Raw genomic sequence first — 15156 nt, forward strand, 5'->3', positions numbered from 1 at the left:
CGCCGTCAGGCGGACGAGGCGGTGCGGTCGGTGACGAGCTTCATGTCGGACCGGTCGATGAACCGGGCGAGGTCCCGCTCGGTGGCCGGCGCGCCGTCGACGCCGAGCACGTCGCCGTCGAGCAGCCGGCTGAGGACCGCGCCGTTGCGGCCGCCCGTCAGACCGAGGGTCAGGACGGGGTCGTGCGCGAGGTCGCCCCGTACGTCGACCAGCCGCACGACGATGTCGTCGCGCTGGAAGATCGTGCTGCAGTGCACGGGGTTCGCCGGGTCGTCGGCCGCGGCCTCGTCCTCGCGGGCGAGCAGCCGGGCCAGGGCCATGCCGGAGCCCTCCTTGGCCGGGTAGAACAGCGCGTGCCGCTTGACGTCCTGGGGCTGTCCGGCGCCGACCGCCACGTGGTGCACCGCGGGCAGCGCGGCCCGGGTGAAGAAGAGCCGGGCCGATCCCGGGTCGCTGAGGTCCCGGTCCTGCTCCAGGTAGGGGTTGATGGCCTCCTCGACCGCCCGGACCTCGGGCTGCCGGGACACGTGGCGCAGCGCGGCCATCAAGTCGCCCTCCACCTCGATGGCCCGCACGACCCGGTTGCCGTGCATGAACAGCGAGGTGCGGCGCAGCCGGGTGTTCTCGTCGACCTGGGCCTGCGGCGAGGTGTAGCCGGCGAGGAGATCGGCGACGATCCGCTCGCTGCCGGGCTTCACCGTGAAGGTGAGGGCGTGGCGTACCACGCCGTCGCCCACCCGGGCCGTAGCCTGGAAGCGGCCCTTCTCCGACTCGGGCAGCGGCGGGGCGGCGTTGCCCGTCTCGCGCAGCACGCTGAACCGCAGCGAGCGGGTGTCACGCACGCAGCTGTGCAGCGGCTGGACCGTCTCGACGTGCTCCTCGCTGTTCACCCAGGCGAGGAACGGCGGGGCGCTCTCCCACTCGCTGGTGATCAGCCACTGCGAGGGGTTCTCGATCGACTGGCACAGCTGGTCGCTGATGTGGCCGGGGACGGAGGCCACCTGGTTGCGCATCTGCTCGTAGGCTTCCAGGAACTGCTTCTGGGCGCCGTCGTGGAGGTCCAGCAGCAGGATGACCCGCAGCCGGGAGCCGTCGAACGCGGACTGCGACACCCGCTCCGAGATCCGCTGCGGGTCCCGGTGCGAGACACGGTCCGACACGCGGTCAGACACACGTTCCGATACACGTTCCGAGATTGACATCCAGCACACATCTCCTCAGTGACTTCCGGGGCGCTCCCGGTGTCGGGAGCGGCGAACGGCCCGGACCCCGATCGTGGTTCGGGCCGCGGGGCGGCGCGACTCGCGTGAACCACGTGGGTGACCACCCGGGCGAAGCGGGTGACGTACGGGGTGACCAGTCGGGTGAATGAGGCGAGCGAACCCCTCCCGCCGGGGCATGGAAGCCCTGTAGCCGGGGGTCCATGGAAGCCCTGTAGCCGGGGTCCGCTGCTGGAGGCATTGATGACCGAAGAAACCCCAGAAGTCGAGCATCACGTACCCGTACTGGTCGTGGGCGGCTCCCTCGTGGGGCTGTCCACCTCACTGTTCCTGGGCCGTCTCGGCATCCCGCACCTGGTCGTCGAGAAGCACGCGGGCACCTCCAGGCACCCTCGCGGCCGCGGCAACAACGTGCGCACGATGGAGCTGTTCAGGGTCGCCGGGGCCGAGCAGCAGATCCGTGAGGCCGCCTCGACCCTGGCCGACAACCACGGCATCCTCCAGGCCCCGTCCCTGACCGGCGGCGCGGGCGAGTGGCTGTTCAAGGAGATCGACCCGGGCGGCGGCCTGGCCCGCTTCAGCCCGAGCGGCTGGTGCCTGTGCAGCCAGAACGACCTGGAGCCGGTGCTGCTCAAGTGCGCCCGCGAACTGGGCGGCGACATCCGGTTCTCCACCGAGCTGCTCTCCGTCGAGCAGGACGGCGAGGGGATCACCGCGGTCGTGAAGAACCGCGACAGCGGGCAGCACACCACCGTGCGGGCCGAGTACCTCGTCGCGGCCGACGGTCCGCGCAGCCCGGTCCGCGAGGGGCTGGGCATCGGCCAGACGGGCCCCGGCGACCTGTTCCACAACGTGAGCGTCACCTTCGACTCCCTCAAGCTCGCGGACGCGGTCGGCGACCGGCGCTTCATCTGCTGCTACCTGACCGCGCCGGACGCGGACGGGGCGCTGCTGCCGGTGGACAACGTGGAGAAGTGGGTCTTCCACGCGCCCTGGCACCCCGAGCGCGGCGAGACGCTGGAGGACTTCACCGAGGAGCGCTGCGTCGCCCACATCCGGCGGGCCGTCGGCGTCCCCGACCTGGACGTGCGGATCACCGGCAAGGCGCCCTGGCACGCGGCGCAGCGGGTCGCCGAGCGCTACTCGGCCGGCCGGATCTTCCTCGCCGGGGACTCCGCCCACGAGATGTCACCGACCGGCGCGTTCGGCTCCAACACCGGCATCCAGGACGCGCACAACCTCGCCTGGAAGCTCGCCGCCGTGCTCAACGGCTGGGCGGGACCCGGCCTGCTGGAGTCCTACGAGGCGGAGCGCAAGCCGGTGGCGGTGGCCACCAGCGCGCGGGCGGCGGCCCGTTCGGTGGAGCACAGCCACCCGGGTTACGCCCCCGCCCCCGGCGCGGGCGGCGCGGGCGGCGCCCGTCAGGGCGGCGTCCTGAAGGTGGCCCTGGGCTACCGCTACCCCCGCGGCGCCGTGGTCGGTACCGACCCCGAGGGCCCGGTGGTGCCCGACGAGATGGCGATGACCGGCGAGCCCGGCAGCCGCGCCCCGCACATGTGGCTGCTGCGCTCCGGCGTGCGCACCTCCACCGTCGACCTGTACGAGACCTCGTTCGTGCTGCTCAGCGGCGCCGAGGACACGGCCTGGCACACGGCGGCGCAGCGGGTCGCCGAACGCCTCGCGGTACGCCTGGAGTCGTACCGCGTCGGCCGGGACCCGCTCGCGGACCTCGCCCCCCAGGACGGCACGGACTGGTCCGTGCTGCACGGCACGACAGCGCGGGGCGCGGTGCTGGTCCGGCCCGACGGATATGTGGCGTGGCGGTCGCAGGACGCGGTGACCGACCCGGAGAAGACGCTGTACGACCTCATGGCCGGCCTGCTCGACCTGGTCTGAGCGGCGCGCGAGCCGGCGCGGGCGGAGGCGCGCCGGCGGAGGTGAGGGGCAACCGTCCCTAAGGACTGAGCGGGAGTTCAGGCTCCCGAGGCCAGGGCGATCCCCAGGGGCGTCCGCTCGTACAGCACCTGGTGGCCGTACCGCCGCGCGGTCAGCAGGCCCGCGTCGCGCAGCGCGGTCAGATGCGCGGACACCGACGACGGCGCGAGCCCCAGCCGGGGCGCGAGGGCCGAGGTGGTGGCGGGCTCGTCCAGCGCCGTCAGCACGGCGGCCCGGCCACGGCCCAGCAGCCGCACGAGCGCGTCGGGCAGCCGGTCGGTCGGCTCGGCCCACAGGCCGCCGATGCCCCGCGCCGGGTAGACGAGCGTCGGCTGCCAGGGCGGTTCGAAGCCGCTGATGACGTCCGGCCAGCTGAACACGCTCGGCATCAGCACCAGCCCCTGCCCGCCGAGGTGTCGTTCGTACTCGTACTCGACGTGTGTCTCGACCGTCAGCGTCCCGGCGCGCCAGCCGCAGCGCCGGTTGACCTCCGGCAGCAGGCCGCCCAGACCGACCTCGGCCAGCCGGCGCGAGTGGAAGGCGATGTCCGCCTCCAGCAGCGCCCGCAGCCGGGGCCAGTCCGGCGCCAGCAGGGTGTGCCAGACCTCCTCGACCGCGTCGGACAGCTCCCGGATCATGCGGGCCGGGTCCGCCAGCCAGGCCCGGCCGCGCGGCGAGTCGAGCGCCCCCGGGGTGTCGGCGAGCGAGCGGGCCGTGTCCGCGCGGGCCGCCTCGGGATCGGCGGCGCGGACCGCGGCGATCTCCTCCTCGAAATTCACCGCGGGGCCGATCGGCGGCGCGCCCAGCCAGTCGGGGGAGTGGCCGCGGCGCGGCATCACCAGCCACAGCCCGCTCAGGTCGAGCGTTTCGGCCGCCGCGCGGATCCGGCGCAGCCAGTGCGCGTGGTAGCCGTGCCGGTCGGGCCGTTTGAGGGTGCGCACCGCCTCCTGCGTCTCCCACAGCGGCGAGAGCGCGAACCGGCAGCGCAGGAAGTCGTCCTCCCCGAAGTGCAGCCGCATCGGCACGACCCCACCACCTCTCCTCGTCCGGCCTTCGATTCGGCCCGAGCCGAAACTCTACGGCCGTCCGCGCGCCGGACCGCACCCTGCTGCCATGCCGGAAGAACCCCAGACCACGACGACGCTGCCGCAGACCCCGGGGCCGGCCGCCCCCGAGCCGCCCGCCGCCCCCGAGCCGCCCGCGCCCACGGGCTACGCCCGGGTCTTCGCGGTCCGCGAGTTCCGTGCCGTCTTCGCCGCCCATCTGCTGTCCATGCTCGGCGTGGTCGTCGCCGAGATCGCGCTGTCCGTCCTGGTCTACGACCTGACCGGCTCACCCCTGCTGAGCGCGCTGGCCTTCGCGCTCGGCTTCCTGCCCTACCTGATCGGCGGCACCCTGCTCGCCGGGGTCGCCGACCGCCACCCGGCCCGCCGCGTGCTGGTGGTGTGCGACCTCGTCTGCGCCGGATGCGTGGCGCTGATGGTGACGCCGGGCGCGCCCATCGCCGTACTGCTGGCCCTGCGCTGTGTGCTCGCCGTCGTCTCGCCGGTGTTCTCCGGGACCCGGATGGCCACCCTCGCCGACGTCCTCGGCGACGGCGACCTGTTCGTGCTCGGCCGCTCCCTGCTGCGGATCGTCGCGCAGAGCGCGCTGCTCGTCGGCTACGGGCTGGGCGGCCTGCTGCTCACCGTGGTCTCCCCGCGCCACGCGCTGCTGGTCACCGTCGGCACCTTCCTGGCCTCCGCGGCCCTGCTGCGGCTGGGCACCCGGCACCGCCCGGCCCGCGCCCGGGGCGCCGGCGCGCTGGTGGGGGACTCCCTGCGCGGGGCCCGGCAGGTGCTCGCCGACCGGCGGGTACGGGTCCTGCTGCTGCTGTCCTGGGTGCCGCCGATGTTCTCCGTGGCACCGGAGGCCCTGGCCGCGCCCTACGCCGACGGCCTCGGCGCCGGCTCCACCGGCCTGGGCCTGCTGATGTGCGCCCTGCCGGTCGGCACGATCGCCGGGGAACTGTTCGCGGGCGCCCGGCTGCGGCCCGCCACCCGCGAGCGCGCCGCGCTGCCGCTGGTCTGCTTCACGCTGCTGCCCTACCTCGGCTACGCCCTCCACCCCGGCCTGGCCGTCTCCCTGCTGCTGCTCCTGGTCGCGGGCGCGGGCTCCGCGTACACGCTCGGCGTCGACCAGTGGCTGGTGCGGGACGTTCCGGAGGAAGTGCGCGGCCGGGCGATGACCCTGCTGACCGCCGGACTGATGACGCTCCAGGGCCTGGGCATGGCGCTGGCCGGTGTGGCCGCCGAGGCGGTGGGCGTGCCGGCGGCCGTCGCGGGGGCCGGGGCGCTGGGCGCGGTGTGCTGCGCGCTGCTGGCCGTACAGGCCCGGCGGACCGAAGGGCGAGACAGGGCTGACCGCGATATGACCGACGGGTAATGTCTGACGACGTGCCGAAGCCCCTCAGTCTGCCCTTCGATCCCATCGCGCGCGCCGACGAACTGTGGAAGCAGCGTTGGGGAAGCGTGCCGTCGATGGCCGCGATCACCTCGATCATGCGCGCGCACCAGATCCTGCTCGCCGAGGTCGACGCGGTCGTCAAGCCCTACGAGCTGACGTTCGCGCGCTACGAGGCGCTGGTGCTGCTCAACTTCTCCCAGGCCGGTGAGCTGCCGATGTCGAAGATCGGCGAGCGGCTCATGGTGCATCCGACGTCGGTGACGAACACGGTGGACCGGCTGGTGCGCTCCGGCCTGGTCGACAAGCGCCCCAACCCCAACGACGGCCGCGGCACCCTCGCCACCATCACCGCCAAGGGCCGCGAGGTGGTCGAGGCGGCCACCCGCGACCTGATGGCGATGGACTTCGGGCTCGGGGTGTACGACGCCGAGGAGTGCGCGGAGATCTTCGCGCTGCTGCGCCCGCTGCGGGTCGCGGCGAACGACTTCGACGACCGGTAGTCCGACCGGCCGCCCACCCGGCGGCCCGGCGGCCCGGCGGCCCGGCGTGGCCCCGGCCAAGATCTCCCGGAACGGGCGGTTACGCTCGTCGGCATGAAGAAAAGCGTGCTGACGCGCTACCGCGTCCTGGCCTATGTCACCGGCGTGCTGCTCGTCCTGCTGTGCCTCGCCATGATCGCCAAGTACGGCCTCGACGTCGACGGCGCCGCGGATGTCACCCGGGTCGTCGCGATCGCGCACGGCTGGCTGTACGTCGTCTACCTGGTCTTCGCCTTCGACCTCGGTTCCAAGGCGAAGTGGCCGGTCGGCAAGCAGCTGTGGGTGCTGCTGGCCGGGACGATCCCGACGGCCGCCTTCTTCGTCGAGCGGAAGATCAGCCGCGAGCTGGAGCCGGCGGTCGCGCAGGGCACTCCGGCCGTCGCCAAGGCGTAACCGGTACCGCCGTACGGGTGTCCGTACGGCGGTTCTCCATCGACGTTTACTAGGACGTCCTAGTAAATTTGCGGGTATGGACGCTGACGCGATCGAGGAGGGCCGCCGACGCTGGCAGGCCCGGTACGACGCCGCACGCAGGCGGGACGCCGACTTCACCACGCTCTCGGGCGACCCGGTGGAGCCGGCGTACGGCCCCCGGCCCGGGGACCACTACGAGGGTTTCGAGCGGATCGGCTGGCCCGGGGAGTACCCCTTCACCCGCGGGCTGCACCCGACCGGCTACCGGGGGCGGACCTGGACCATCCGGCAGTTCGCCGGGTTCGGCAACGCCGAGCAGACCAACGAGCGCTACAAGATGATCCTCGCCCACGGCGGGGGCGGGCTCTCCGTCGCCTTCGACATGCCGACCCTGATGGGCCGCGACTCCGACGACCCGCGCTCGCTGGGCGAGGTCGGGCACTGCGGGGTCGCCGTCGACTCCGCCGCCGACATGGAGGTCCTGTTCCGGGACATCCCGCTGGGCGACGTCACCACGTCGATGACGATCAGCGGCCCGGCCGTCCCGGTGTTCTGCATGTACCTGGTCGCGGCCGAACGCCAGGGCGTTGATCCTGCCGTCCTCAACGGCACGCTCCAGACGGACATCTTCAAGGAGTACATCGCCCAGAAGGAGTGGCTCTTCCAGCCCGAGCCGCATCTGCGCCTGATCGGCGACCTGATGGAGCACTGCGCGGCCCGCATCCCCGCCTACAAGCCGCTGTCCGTCTCCGGCTACCACATCCGCGAGGCCGGCTCGACGGCCGCGCAGGAGCTGGCGTACACGCTGGCCGACGGCTTCGGATACGTGGAACTCGGCCTGAGCCGCGGGCTCGACGTGGACGTCTTCGCCCCCGGTCTGTCCTTCTTCTTCGACGCGCACGTCGATTTCTTCGAGGAGATCGCCAAGTTCCGCGCGGCCCGCCGGATCTGGGCGCGCTGGCTGCGGGACGTGTACGGCGCGAAGTCCGAGAAGGCGCAGTGGCTGCGCTTCCACACCCAGACCGCCGGTGTCTCGCTGACCGCGCAGCAGCCGTACAACAACGTGGTGCGCACCGCGGTGGAGGCGCTGGCGGCGGTGCTGGGCGGCACCAACTCGCTGCACACCAACGCCCTGGACGAGACCCTCGCGCTGCCCTCCGCGCAGGCGGCGGAGATCGCGCTGCGCACCCAGCAGGTGCTCATGGAGGAGACCGGCGTCGCCAACGTGGCCGACCCGCTGGGCGGCTCCTGGTACGTGGAGCAGCTCACCGACCGGATCGAGGCGGACGCCGAGAAGATCTTCGAGCAGATCAAGGAGCGGGGGCTGCGGGCGCACCCCGACGGACGGCACCCGATCGGACCGGTCACCTCCGGGATCCTGCGCGGGATCGAGGACGGCTGGTTCACCGGGGAGATCGCGGAGGCGGCGTTCCGCTACCAGCAGTCCCTGGAGAAGGGCGAGAAGCGGGTCGTCGGCGTCAACGTGCACACCGGCTCCGTCACCGGCGACCTGGAGATCCTGCGGGTCGGCCACGAGGTGGAGCGCGAGCAGGTGCGTACCCTCGCAGGCCGCAGGGCGGCCCGGGACGACGCCGCCGTGCGGGCCGCGCTCCGGGCGATGCTCGCCGCCGCGCGCGACGGCTCGAACATGATCGGCCCGATGCTGGACGCGGTACGGGCGGAGGCGACCCTGGGGGAGATCTGCGGGGTGCTGCGGGACGAGTGGGGGGTGTACACGGAGCCCGCGGGCTTCTGACGCCCCGTCGCCGCCCGGGCGGACGGGGTGGGCCGGTGCGCGCTCAGACGGACTGCTGGGGGCCCGTCAGGCCCAGCAGCAGCACCCTGGTGAAGCTGCGCACCCACTCCTCGTCCGCCGGTTCGGCGCTCACCAGGGTGCGGTGCACCACCGCGCCCGCGACCACGTCGAAGATCAGGTCGACCGTGCGGGCGGACTCCTCGGGGTCCGTCTCGGGCGGCAGTTCGCCCCGGGCCTGGGCGCGGGCGCGGCCCGCGAGGACCAGCCGCTTCTGGCGTTCGACGATCGACGTCCGGATGCGCTCGCGCAGCGCGTCGTCGCGGGTGGACTCCGCGACCACCGCCATCAGCCCGCTCTTCGCCTCCGGCCGGGCCAGGATCGCCGCGAACTGGAGGACCACGCCCTCGATGTCGGCGGCCAGGGAGCCGCGGTCGGGGAGCCGGAGTTCGTCGAAGAGCTCGGCGACCGCGTCGACCACGAGTTCGTTCTTGCCGGACCAGCGGCGGTAGAGCGTCGTCTTCGCCACCCCGGCGCGGGTCGCCACGTCCCCCAACGCGAGCTTCGACCAGCCCAGTTCGACCAGGGCCTGCCGGGTCGCGGCCAGGATCGCGGTGTCCGCGGCGGCGTTGCGCGGGCGGCCGGGGCGACCGCCGGACGGGGTGTGGCTGTGCATCCCCCGACCATAACCGGCCGATTCCTTGCGGCCGTGAGGGAGATCACCGGAAATCGGTGTCGCGCACGCCCCCGCCGCCATTACGCTACGACTCGTAGCGAAAGCCTGTGACGGACGTACACGGGCGACGACCACAGGCGTGGGGTGGGGACCCGGCGCCGAACAGCACACAGCCGGACCGGGCTGCCACATCGTTTTTCACTCATGCGCGGGAACGGGGGAGGATAGACGCATGCAGCCACGGAACATGTCCATGAGCGGCGTCGTCGACCTCGCCGCGGTGAAGGCGGCCCAGGAGGCCAAGGCCAAGGCCGAGCAGACGCGCGCGGAAGCGGCCCGCCAGGGCGGGCCGGGAGCCGTCTCCCCGGCCGACCTCGTCATCGACGTCGACGAGGCCTCCTTCGAAACCGATGTCCTCCAGCGCTCCGCCGAGGTTCCGGTCGTCATCGACTTCTGGGCCGAATGGTGCCAGCCCTGCAAGCAGTTGAGCCCGGTCCTGGAGCGGCTGGCGGTCGAGTACGACGGGCGCTTCCTGCTCGCCAAGATCGACGTCGACGCCAACCAGATGCTCATGCAGCAGTTCGGGATCCAGGGGATCCCGGCCGTCTTCGCCGTGGTGGCGGGACAGGCGCTGCCCCTCTTCCAGGGCGCGGCCGGCGAGGACCAGATCCGCCAGACCCTCGACCAGCTGGTGCAGGTCGCCGAGCAGCGCTTCGGCCTGACCGGCCTGACCGTCGACCCGGACGCCGAGCCGGGCGGGGGTCCCGCCCCGGCGGCGCAGGAGGGGCCGTACGACGCGCTCCTCGAGGCCGCCGTGCGGGCGCTGGACTCGGGCGACCTGGGCGGTGCCGTCCAGGCGTACAAGAACGTGCTGAGCGACGACCCGGGCAACCCGGAGGCCAAGCTCGGGCTCGCCCAGGCCGAGTTGCTCCAGCGGGTGGCGGACCTCGACCCGCAGGAGGTGCGCAAGGACGCGGCCGAGCGGCCCAAGGACGCGGCGGCGCAGATCGCCGCGGCGGACCTGGATCTCGTCGGCGGGCATGTCGAGGACGCGTTCGGGCGGCTGGTCGAGACCGTGCAGCGGACGGCGGGGGAGGACCGCGAGGCCGTACGGCTGCGGCTGCTGGAACTCTTCGAGGTCGTCGGCGCCGAGGACCCCCGGGTCGCGAAGGCCCGGCGGGCGCTGTCCCGGGCGTTGTTCTGAGGGGTGCGCAGGACAGATCCGGGCGCCGCACGGCCCCGGTTCTGACCTGTCGCTAAACATCGGGACGCGCGTTGCCCGAGTGAAGAATTCGCCATCGAGACACCACGGCGGCCGCGCTTTACCAAATCTTGGTAATCGCGGCCGCTGTTACTTCCAGTAAGTCGAGGGCGTTTTTCTGTCAGGTTCTGTCCTGAAATAAACGACTCTGAACCACCCGGAAGCGGCACCCAGCGTCGCGGATCGAGACCCGTGGGTCGTCCTTCGGTTATCGCCCCGTTACTAGCCAGTAACGAACCCCCTTGTGCGGGCGGCCAGAATGCACCACGATCGGCGACGCTCGGTCCATTCCCGTACCCCCGACAGCCGGTCGGGCCCACGGGACACGGTGGGTCCCCACCGAGCAGAACCGGCGACAGTGACGCCGGTTCTCGGACAGGGGGGTCTTCGCCCAGGGCGGAGCCTGTCCGGCAGGGTTGTGCGTGATGTGTGTCAGGCGCGACCAGTGGTTGTCGCTCGGGGGTGATCGCCGGTGATCCGGGCGCGGTGCGCGCCAGCGGATACGGGCGCTCTCCTTCCCGAGGACGTAGCACTTCTCCCATCGCTGCCCGGCCGAGCCGCCGAACAGGGGCGATTCGGAGGGCAGGCGATGTACGTCCGAGAAGGAGGAAATATGGAGTCCCAGGTGCGTGGCGGGACCAGATGGAAGCGGTTCGCTGTGGTCATGGTGCCCAGCGTCGCCGCCACGGCGTGTATAGGCATCGCCCTCGCGCAGGGTGCGCTCGCCGCGTCGTTCAGCGTGTCGGGCCAGTCGTTCAAGGTGACAGCGGACACGCTGCACGGTGACGGCTTCTCGCAGTACGGTGCGCTCGACTCGGGCTACACCCTGGACGGCGGTAAGACGGCTCACCCCGTCGCCGTCTCGGCCTTCAACGAGGCCCGCATCCAGAACATGTGCCAGTCGGTCGTCACCCACCTCGGCATCCCGGGGCTCGAGGACGTGACCCTGCGGCTCGAGGCGGGCAACAGCAAGAACGAGGACGAGCAGGTCCACGCGAAGCAGCTGTACATCGACGTCGAGGACCTGCAGGCCAACGCGACGTTCAACAACATGAACATCGGCGTCGCGGCCAAGGACCTCAAGCCTGGCGTCAAGTCCGGCGACCAGGCCAACCCGTACGGATTCGGCCAGCAGGCGGAGTCGGCGGACCTGACCGACGTGAAGCAGACGGCGTGGGCGACCACTGCCGGAACCTTCCAGCTCAGCGGCCTGCACATGGGCCTCAAGGTGGGCAAGGGCAAGGGCATCGAGTGCTACTAGGCACTCGCTGACGGGTGGGGGGAACCGAAGGTGCCCCCCACCCGGCCGGCCTTTGGCGGTGGCTTCCCGCACTTGCGCCATTCCATGCATCACCACCTTCACCACAGCAACGCCGTACCAGGGAGCTGTTTTCCATGAGCGCCGAGACTCCTGCTGCCGCACCCGGCCAGTTCACCCGCCGGAGGCTGCAGTTCCGCGCCTGGCGTGGAACTCGCCCGTTCTGGGCCGGGCTGTTCGTCATGTTCGGCGGCCTTCCGATCATGTACTTCCCGTACGCACATCTGCACCTCGGTCATCTGACGCTGGCGATGTCCACGACCGCGGGCGCCGGTTCTCTGATCATCGGTGTGCTGCTCGTCGTCCTCGGCTTCAGCCTCTGGTACCAGAAGCACGTGCAGATCTTCGCGGGTGTCGCGGCGATCCTGCTCGCACTGGTGTCCCTCCCGGTGTCCAACTTCGGAGGCTTCGTCGTCGGTTTCCTGTCCTCCCTCATCGGCGGCTCGATGGCCGTGGCGTGGGCGCCCGGCGCACCGCCCGAGGCGGAGCCGGCGGAGGAGCCGGGCATCGGTGCGGGTGACTCCCCCGAGAGCGCGGCCGACGGTGACGGCACCTTCGAGGGCGCGGCGTACGAAGCCCCGTACGGCGAAGGCCCGGTGTTCACCAAGGACACCGACGTGACGGGCGAGACCAACGATCTGTCAGGAACGATTTCGGCCAACGGGGCGAACGGGAGGCACAGTGTCGGCTGACGAGGTGACTCACGAGACGGGCGCGGAAGCGTCGCTTGTGAGAACCGGGCCGCGCCACGCGGCGCCCAAGAAGCCGCTGTTCACCAGGTTCCAGGTACCGGCCGGCAAGGCGATGGCCATCGCGGCGATGCCGACGGCGGTCCTCATGGGCATGGGGTTCACGCCGACGCTCGCCCGCGCCGACGAGCAGCCCGCGGCCAAGAGCCTGACGGCCGAGGAGTACAAGGACTGCGTCGCGGCCATGGCGGACTCCACCGCCTCGGCGACGCCTTCCGCCTCGGCGAGCGCCACCGAGTCGGCCGACTCCGCGAAGGACGGCGCCAAGGACTCTGCGGCGAAGACGTCCGGCACGTCCGACGCCTCCGGCAAGTCGGACACCGCGGACACCTCGGGCAAGTCCTCTTCGTCGGATTCAGGTTCCGACGACAAGGCCGAGCCCGCGCCGTCCCAGACGTCCGCCGCGAGCGACACCTCCGCGTCCGGCGGCGACACCGCCACGCCGACCCCCTCGGCGTCCGCGGCCGGCGGCAACCTGCTGGAGACCATCGGGGACACGCTCACGGACGTGCTCACCGGCGGCAAGAGCGGCACCGAGAGCGCCACGCCCACCCCGACCGCCTCGGCCTCCGCCACGGCGGCCGACGCCGCGGACGCGTCCGCGGCGGACACGTCCACGTCGGACAAGGGCGCGTCGGACACCGTCAAGGCGACGACCAAGAAGGCCGTCGGCACGGTGGACGACACCGCGACGAAGGCCGCCGGCACCACGTCCGAGACGGCCGCCGACGCCAAGAAGGGCGGCGACGACCAGGGCGAGGACGAGGACGGCGCCACGCCCTCCGCGAGCCCCTCCCCGAGCAGCAGCACGGACGTCGACGACTGCCCGGTCGCCACCGAGGACGAGAGCGGTGTCGACAACAAGCTCGCGCTGCCCGTCGACCCCTGGTACCTGAACGCCAGCGCGCTGACCCTGAAGGGTGCCTCCTACAAGGGCATCGTCGAGGTCAAGACGGCCGACGGCAAGAAGAAGAAGGTCCTGAAGTACGTCATCTCGGGCGGCACCGACATCGTCGACCTGCACCAGACGGTGAAGGACAAGACGTCCGGCAAGACCTACCACGTGCAGGCGGCCAAGGGCTCGACCTCCACCATCACCGACGGCGACACGGTGATGTACACCGAGAGCATCTCCGGCAACCTGTTCGGACTGGTCCCGGTGACCTTCAGCCCCGACAGCCCGCCGCCGCTGGACATCCCGCTGATCTACTTCACCGACGCGAAGGTCGTCCAGGCCGGCCAGTTCGGCGGCACGCTGCACGTCCCCGGACTGCACAACTACATCGACTGAGCGTCGTCGCAGACCCTTCCGGGAGCCGCACGCGAGAGCGCCCCCTGCCGCAGAGGCAGGGGGCGCTCTCCTGTGAAGCGGACCGTCAGTCGCCCTCGCCCAGGTGGTGGACGCGGACCATGTTCGTGGTGCCGGCGACACCGGGCGGCGAGCCGGCCGTGATCACGACGATGTCACCCTTGCCGAAGCGGTTGAGCTTGACGAGCTCCTGGTCGACCAGCTCGACCATCTCGTCGGTGCTCCCCACGAACGGCACGATGTGCGACTCGACGCCCCAGCTCAGGGTGAGCTGGTTGCGGGTGCCCTCGTCGGTGGTGAAGGCGAGGATCGGCTGCGCCGCGCGGTAGCGGGACAGACGGCGGGCCGTGTCACCGGACTTGGTGAAGGCCACCAGGCCCCTGCCGCCGAGGAAGTCGGCGATCTCGCAGGCGGCGCGGGCGACCGAGCCGCCCTGCGTGCGCGGCTTCTTGCCGGGGACCAGGGGCTGCAGGCCCTTGGACAGCAGCTCCTCCTCGGCCGCCTGGACGATCTTCGACATCGTCTTGACGGTCTCGACCGGGTACGCGCCCACCGACGACTCGGCGGACAGCATGACCGCGTCCGCGCCGTCCAGGATCGCGTTGGCGACGTCGGAGGCCTCGGCGCGGGTCGGGCGGGAGTTGGTGATCATCGACTCCATCATCTGGGTCGCGACGATCACCGGCTTGGCGTTGCGCCGGCACAGCTCGATCAGGCGCTTCTGCACCATGGGGACCTTCTCGAGCGGGTACTCGACGGCCAGGTCGCCACGGGCCACCATGACGGCGTCGAACGCCGCGACGACGGCGTCCATGTTCTGCACCGCCTGCGGCTTCTCCACCTTGGCGATGACCGGGACCCGGCGGCCCTCCTCGTCCATCACCCGGTGGACGTCCTCGACGTCCTTGGCGTCGCGGACGAAGGACAGCGCGACCATGTCGCAGCCCATCCGGAGGGCGAAGCGCAGGTCCTCGATGTCCTTCTCGCTCAGCGCGGGCACGTTCACGGCCGCGCCGGGCAGGTTGATGCCCTTGTGGTCGGAGACGACTCCGCCCTCGATGACGATCGTCCGCACCTGCGGACCCGCGACGTCCAGCACCTTCAGCTCGACGTTGCCGTCGTTGATCAGGATCTGGTCGCCGTGCGAGACGTCGCCCGGCAGACCCTTGTAGGTCGTTCCGCAGATGTGCTTGTCACCCGGGACGTCCTCGGTCGTGATGACGAACTCGTCACCGCGCTCCAGCTCCACCGGGCCCTCGGCGAAGGTCTCCAGACGGATCTTCGGGCCCTGGAGGTCGGCGAGGACGCCGATGGCCCGGCCGGTCTCCTTGGAGGCGGCCCGGACGCGGTCGTACCGCCCCTGGTGCTCGGCATGGCTGCCGTGGCTGAAATTGAACCGGGCCACGTTCATGCCGGCCTCGATCATGGAGACGAGCATCTCGTGGGAGTCGACCGCGGGGCCGAGAGTACAGACGATTTTCGAACGGCGCATGGGGCGATCCTATCGGTTTGTTTCGCTCCGGAATATTCCGTCTGG

At 71.5% G+C, this 15156-nt stretch carries 13 protein-coding genes; 9 read left to right on the top strand and 4 right to left on the bottom strand.

Features of this window, described 5'->3' with window-relative positions:
* Window positions 1–5: 5 nt before the first annotated feature.
* A complete protein-coding gene (locus tag ACWC24_RS24905; RefSeq protein WP_450665069.1) occupies window positions 6–1160 on the bottom strand; it encodes a SchA/CurD-like domain-containing protein in 1155 nt (384 codons plus the stop codon).
* 303 nt (window positions 1161–1463) lie between these two features.
* Between ACWC24_RS24905 and ACWC24_RS24910 the strand changes: the two genes are divergently transcribed.
* Complete coding sequence (locus ACWC24_RS24910) at window positions 1464–3116, top strand: FAD-dependent oxidoreductase (protein ID WP_450665070.1); 1653 nt, start codon at window positions 1464–1466, stop codon at window positions 3114–3116.
* 77 nt (window positions 3117–3193) lie between these two features.
* Here the strand turns inward: ACWC24_RS24910 and ACWC24_RS24915 are convergent, their stop codons facing one another.
* Window positions 3194–4180, bottom strand: coding sequence for a DUF5937 family protein (locus ACWC24_RS24915; protein WP_450665071.1), 987 nt, complete (start codon window positions 4178–4180; stop codon window positions 3194–3196).
* A gap of 88 nt (window positions 4181–4268) precedes the next feature.
* On the opposite strand from ACWC24_RS24915, the gene ACWC24_RS24920 reads away from it, so the two are divergent.
* From ACWC24_RS24920 to ACWC24_RS24935, 4 genes are all read left to right on the top strand, one after another.
* Window positions 4269–5579 (top strand): MFS transporter, encoded by a 1311-nt coding sequence (locus tag ACWC24_RS24920; RefSeq protein WP_450665072.1) that lies wholly within the window; start codon window positions 4269–4271, stop codon window positions 5577–5579.
* 11 nt (window positions 5580–5590) lie between these two features.
* Entirely contained in the window at window positions 5591–6100 is a 510-nt protein-coding gene (locus ACWC24_RS24925; protein ID WP_450665073.1) for a MarR family winged helix-turn-helix transcriptional regulator, read from the top strand.
* 93 nt (window positions 6101–6193) lie between these two features.
* Window positions 6194–6532, top strand: coding sequence for a DUF3817 domain-containing protein (locus ACWC24_RS24930; RefSeq protein WP_450665074.1), 339 nt, complete (start codon window positions 6194–6196; stop codon window positions 6530–6532).
* Window positions 6533–6608: 76 nt separating this feature from the next.
* Window positions 6609–8309 carry an acyl-CoA mutase large subunit family protein gene (locus ACWC24_RS24935; RefSeq protein WP_450665075.1) on the top strand — a complete coding sequence of 567 codons (1701 nt, stop codon included), beginning with the start codon at window positions 6609–6611 and terminating at the stop codon, window positions 8307–8309.
* A gap of 43 nt (window positions 8310–8352) precedes the next feature.
* On the opposite strand, the gene ACWC24_RS24940 is transcribed toward ACWC24_RS24935, so the two are convergent.
* Window positions 8353–8982: a TetR/AcrR family transcriptional regulator gene (locus tag ACWC24_RS24940; RefSeq protein ID WP_450665076.1), complete on the bottom strand. Its 630-nt coding sequence runs from the start codon at window positions 8980–8982 to the stop codon at window positions 8353–8355.
* 232 nt (window positions 8983–9214) lie between these two features.
* Here ACWC24_RS24940 and ACWC24_RS24945 point away from each other — a divergent pair, with 232 nt between their 5' ends.
* From ACWC24_RS24945 to ACWC24_RS24960, 4 genes are all read left to right on the top strand, one after another.
* Window positions 9215–10186 (top strand): tetratricopeptide repeat protein, encoded by a 972-nt coding sequence (locus tag ACWC24_RS24945; RefSeq protein WP_450665077.1) that lies wholly within the window; start codon window positions 9215–9217, stop codon window positions 10184–10186.
* A 670-nt stretch (window positions 10187–10856) separates the two neighbouring features.
* Window positions 10857–11504: a DUF6230 family protein gene (locus ACWC24_RS24950; protein WP_450665078.1), complete on the top strand. Its 648-nt coding sequence runs from the start codon at window positions 10857–10859 to the stop codon at window positions 11502–11504.
* A 134-nt stretch (window positions 11505–11638) separates the two neighbouring features.
* Entirely contained in the window at window positions 11639–12253 is a 615-nt protein-coding gene (locus tag ACWC24_RS24955) for a DUF6114 domain-containing protein (RefSeq protein ID WP_450665079.1), read from the top strand.
* On the top strand, window positions 12243–13601 hold the full coding sequence (locus ACWC24_RS24960) for a hypothetical protein (protein ID WP_450665080.1): 1359 nt from the start codon (window positions 12243–12245) through the stop codon (window positions 13599–13601). The genes ACWC24_RS24955 and ACWC24_RS24960 overlap by 11 nt, the downstream gene beginning before the upstream one ends.
* 85 nt (window positions 13602–13686) lie before the next feature.
* On the opposite strand, the gene pyk is transcribed toward ACWC24_RS24960, so the two are convergent.
* A complete protein-coding gene (gene pyk / locus ACWC24_RS24965; protein WP_450665081.1) occupies window positions 13687–15111 on the bottom strand; it encodes a pyruvate kinase in 1425 nt (474 codons plus the stop codon).
* Window positions 15112–15156 lie beyond the last annotated feature (45 nt).

The sequence above is a fragment of the Streptomyces sp. NPDC001443 genome (assembly GCF_053597355.1).

Excerpts from the sequence above, each read along its gene's own strand:
- ACWC24_RS24910 (WP_450665070.1), top strand. The coding sequence starts at position 1,464 with ATGACCGAAGAAACCCCAGAAGTCGAGCATCACGTACCCGTACTGGTC.
- ACWC24_RS24920 (WP_450665072.1), top strand. The coding sequence starts at position 4,269 with ATGCCGGAAGAACCCCAGACCACGACGACGCTGCCGCAGACCCCGGGG.
- ACWC24_RS24930 (WP_450665074.1), top strand. The coding sequence starts at position 6,194 with ATGAAGAAAAGCGTGCTGACGCGCTACCGCGTCCTGGCCTATGTCACC.
- ACWC24_RS24935 (WP_450665075.1), top strand. The coding sequence starts at position 6,609 with ATGGACGCTGACGCGATCGAGGAGGGCCGCCGACGCTGGCAGGCCCGG.
- ACWC24_RS24940 (WP_450665076.1), bottom strand. The coding sequence starts at position 8,982 with ATGCACAGCCACACCCCGTCCGGCGGTCGCCCCGGCCGCCCGCGCAAC.
- ACWC24_RS24945 (WP_450665077.1), top strand. The coding sequence starts at position 9,215 with ATGCAGCCACGGAACATGTCCATGAGCGGCGTCGTCGACCTCGCCGCG.
- ACWC24_RS24950 (WP_450665078.1), top strand. The coding sequence starts at position 10,857 with ATGGAGTCCCAGGTGCGTGGCGGGACCAGATGGAAGCGGTTCGCTGTG.
- ACWC24_RS24955 (WP_450665079.1), top strand. The coding sequence starts at position 11,639 with ATGAGCGCCGAGACTCCTGCTGCCGCACCCGGCCAGTTCACCCGCCGG.
- pyk (WP_450665081.1), bottom strand. The coding sequence starts at position 15,111 with ATGCGCCGTTCGAAAATCGTCTGTACTCTCGGCCCCGCGGTCGACTCC.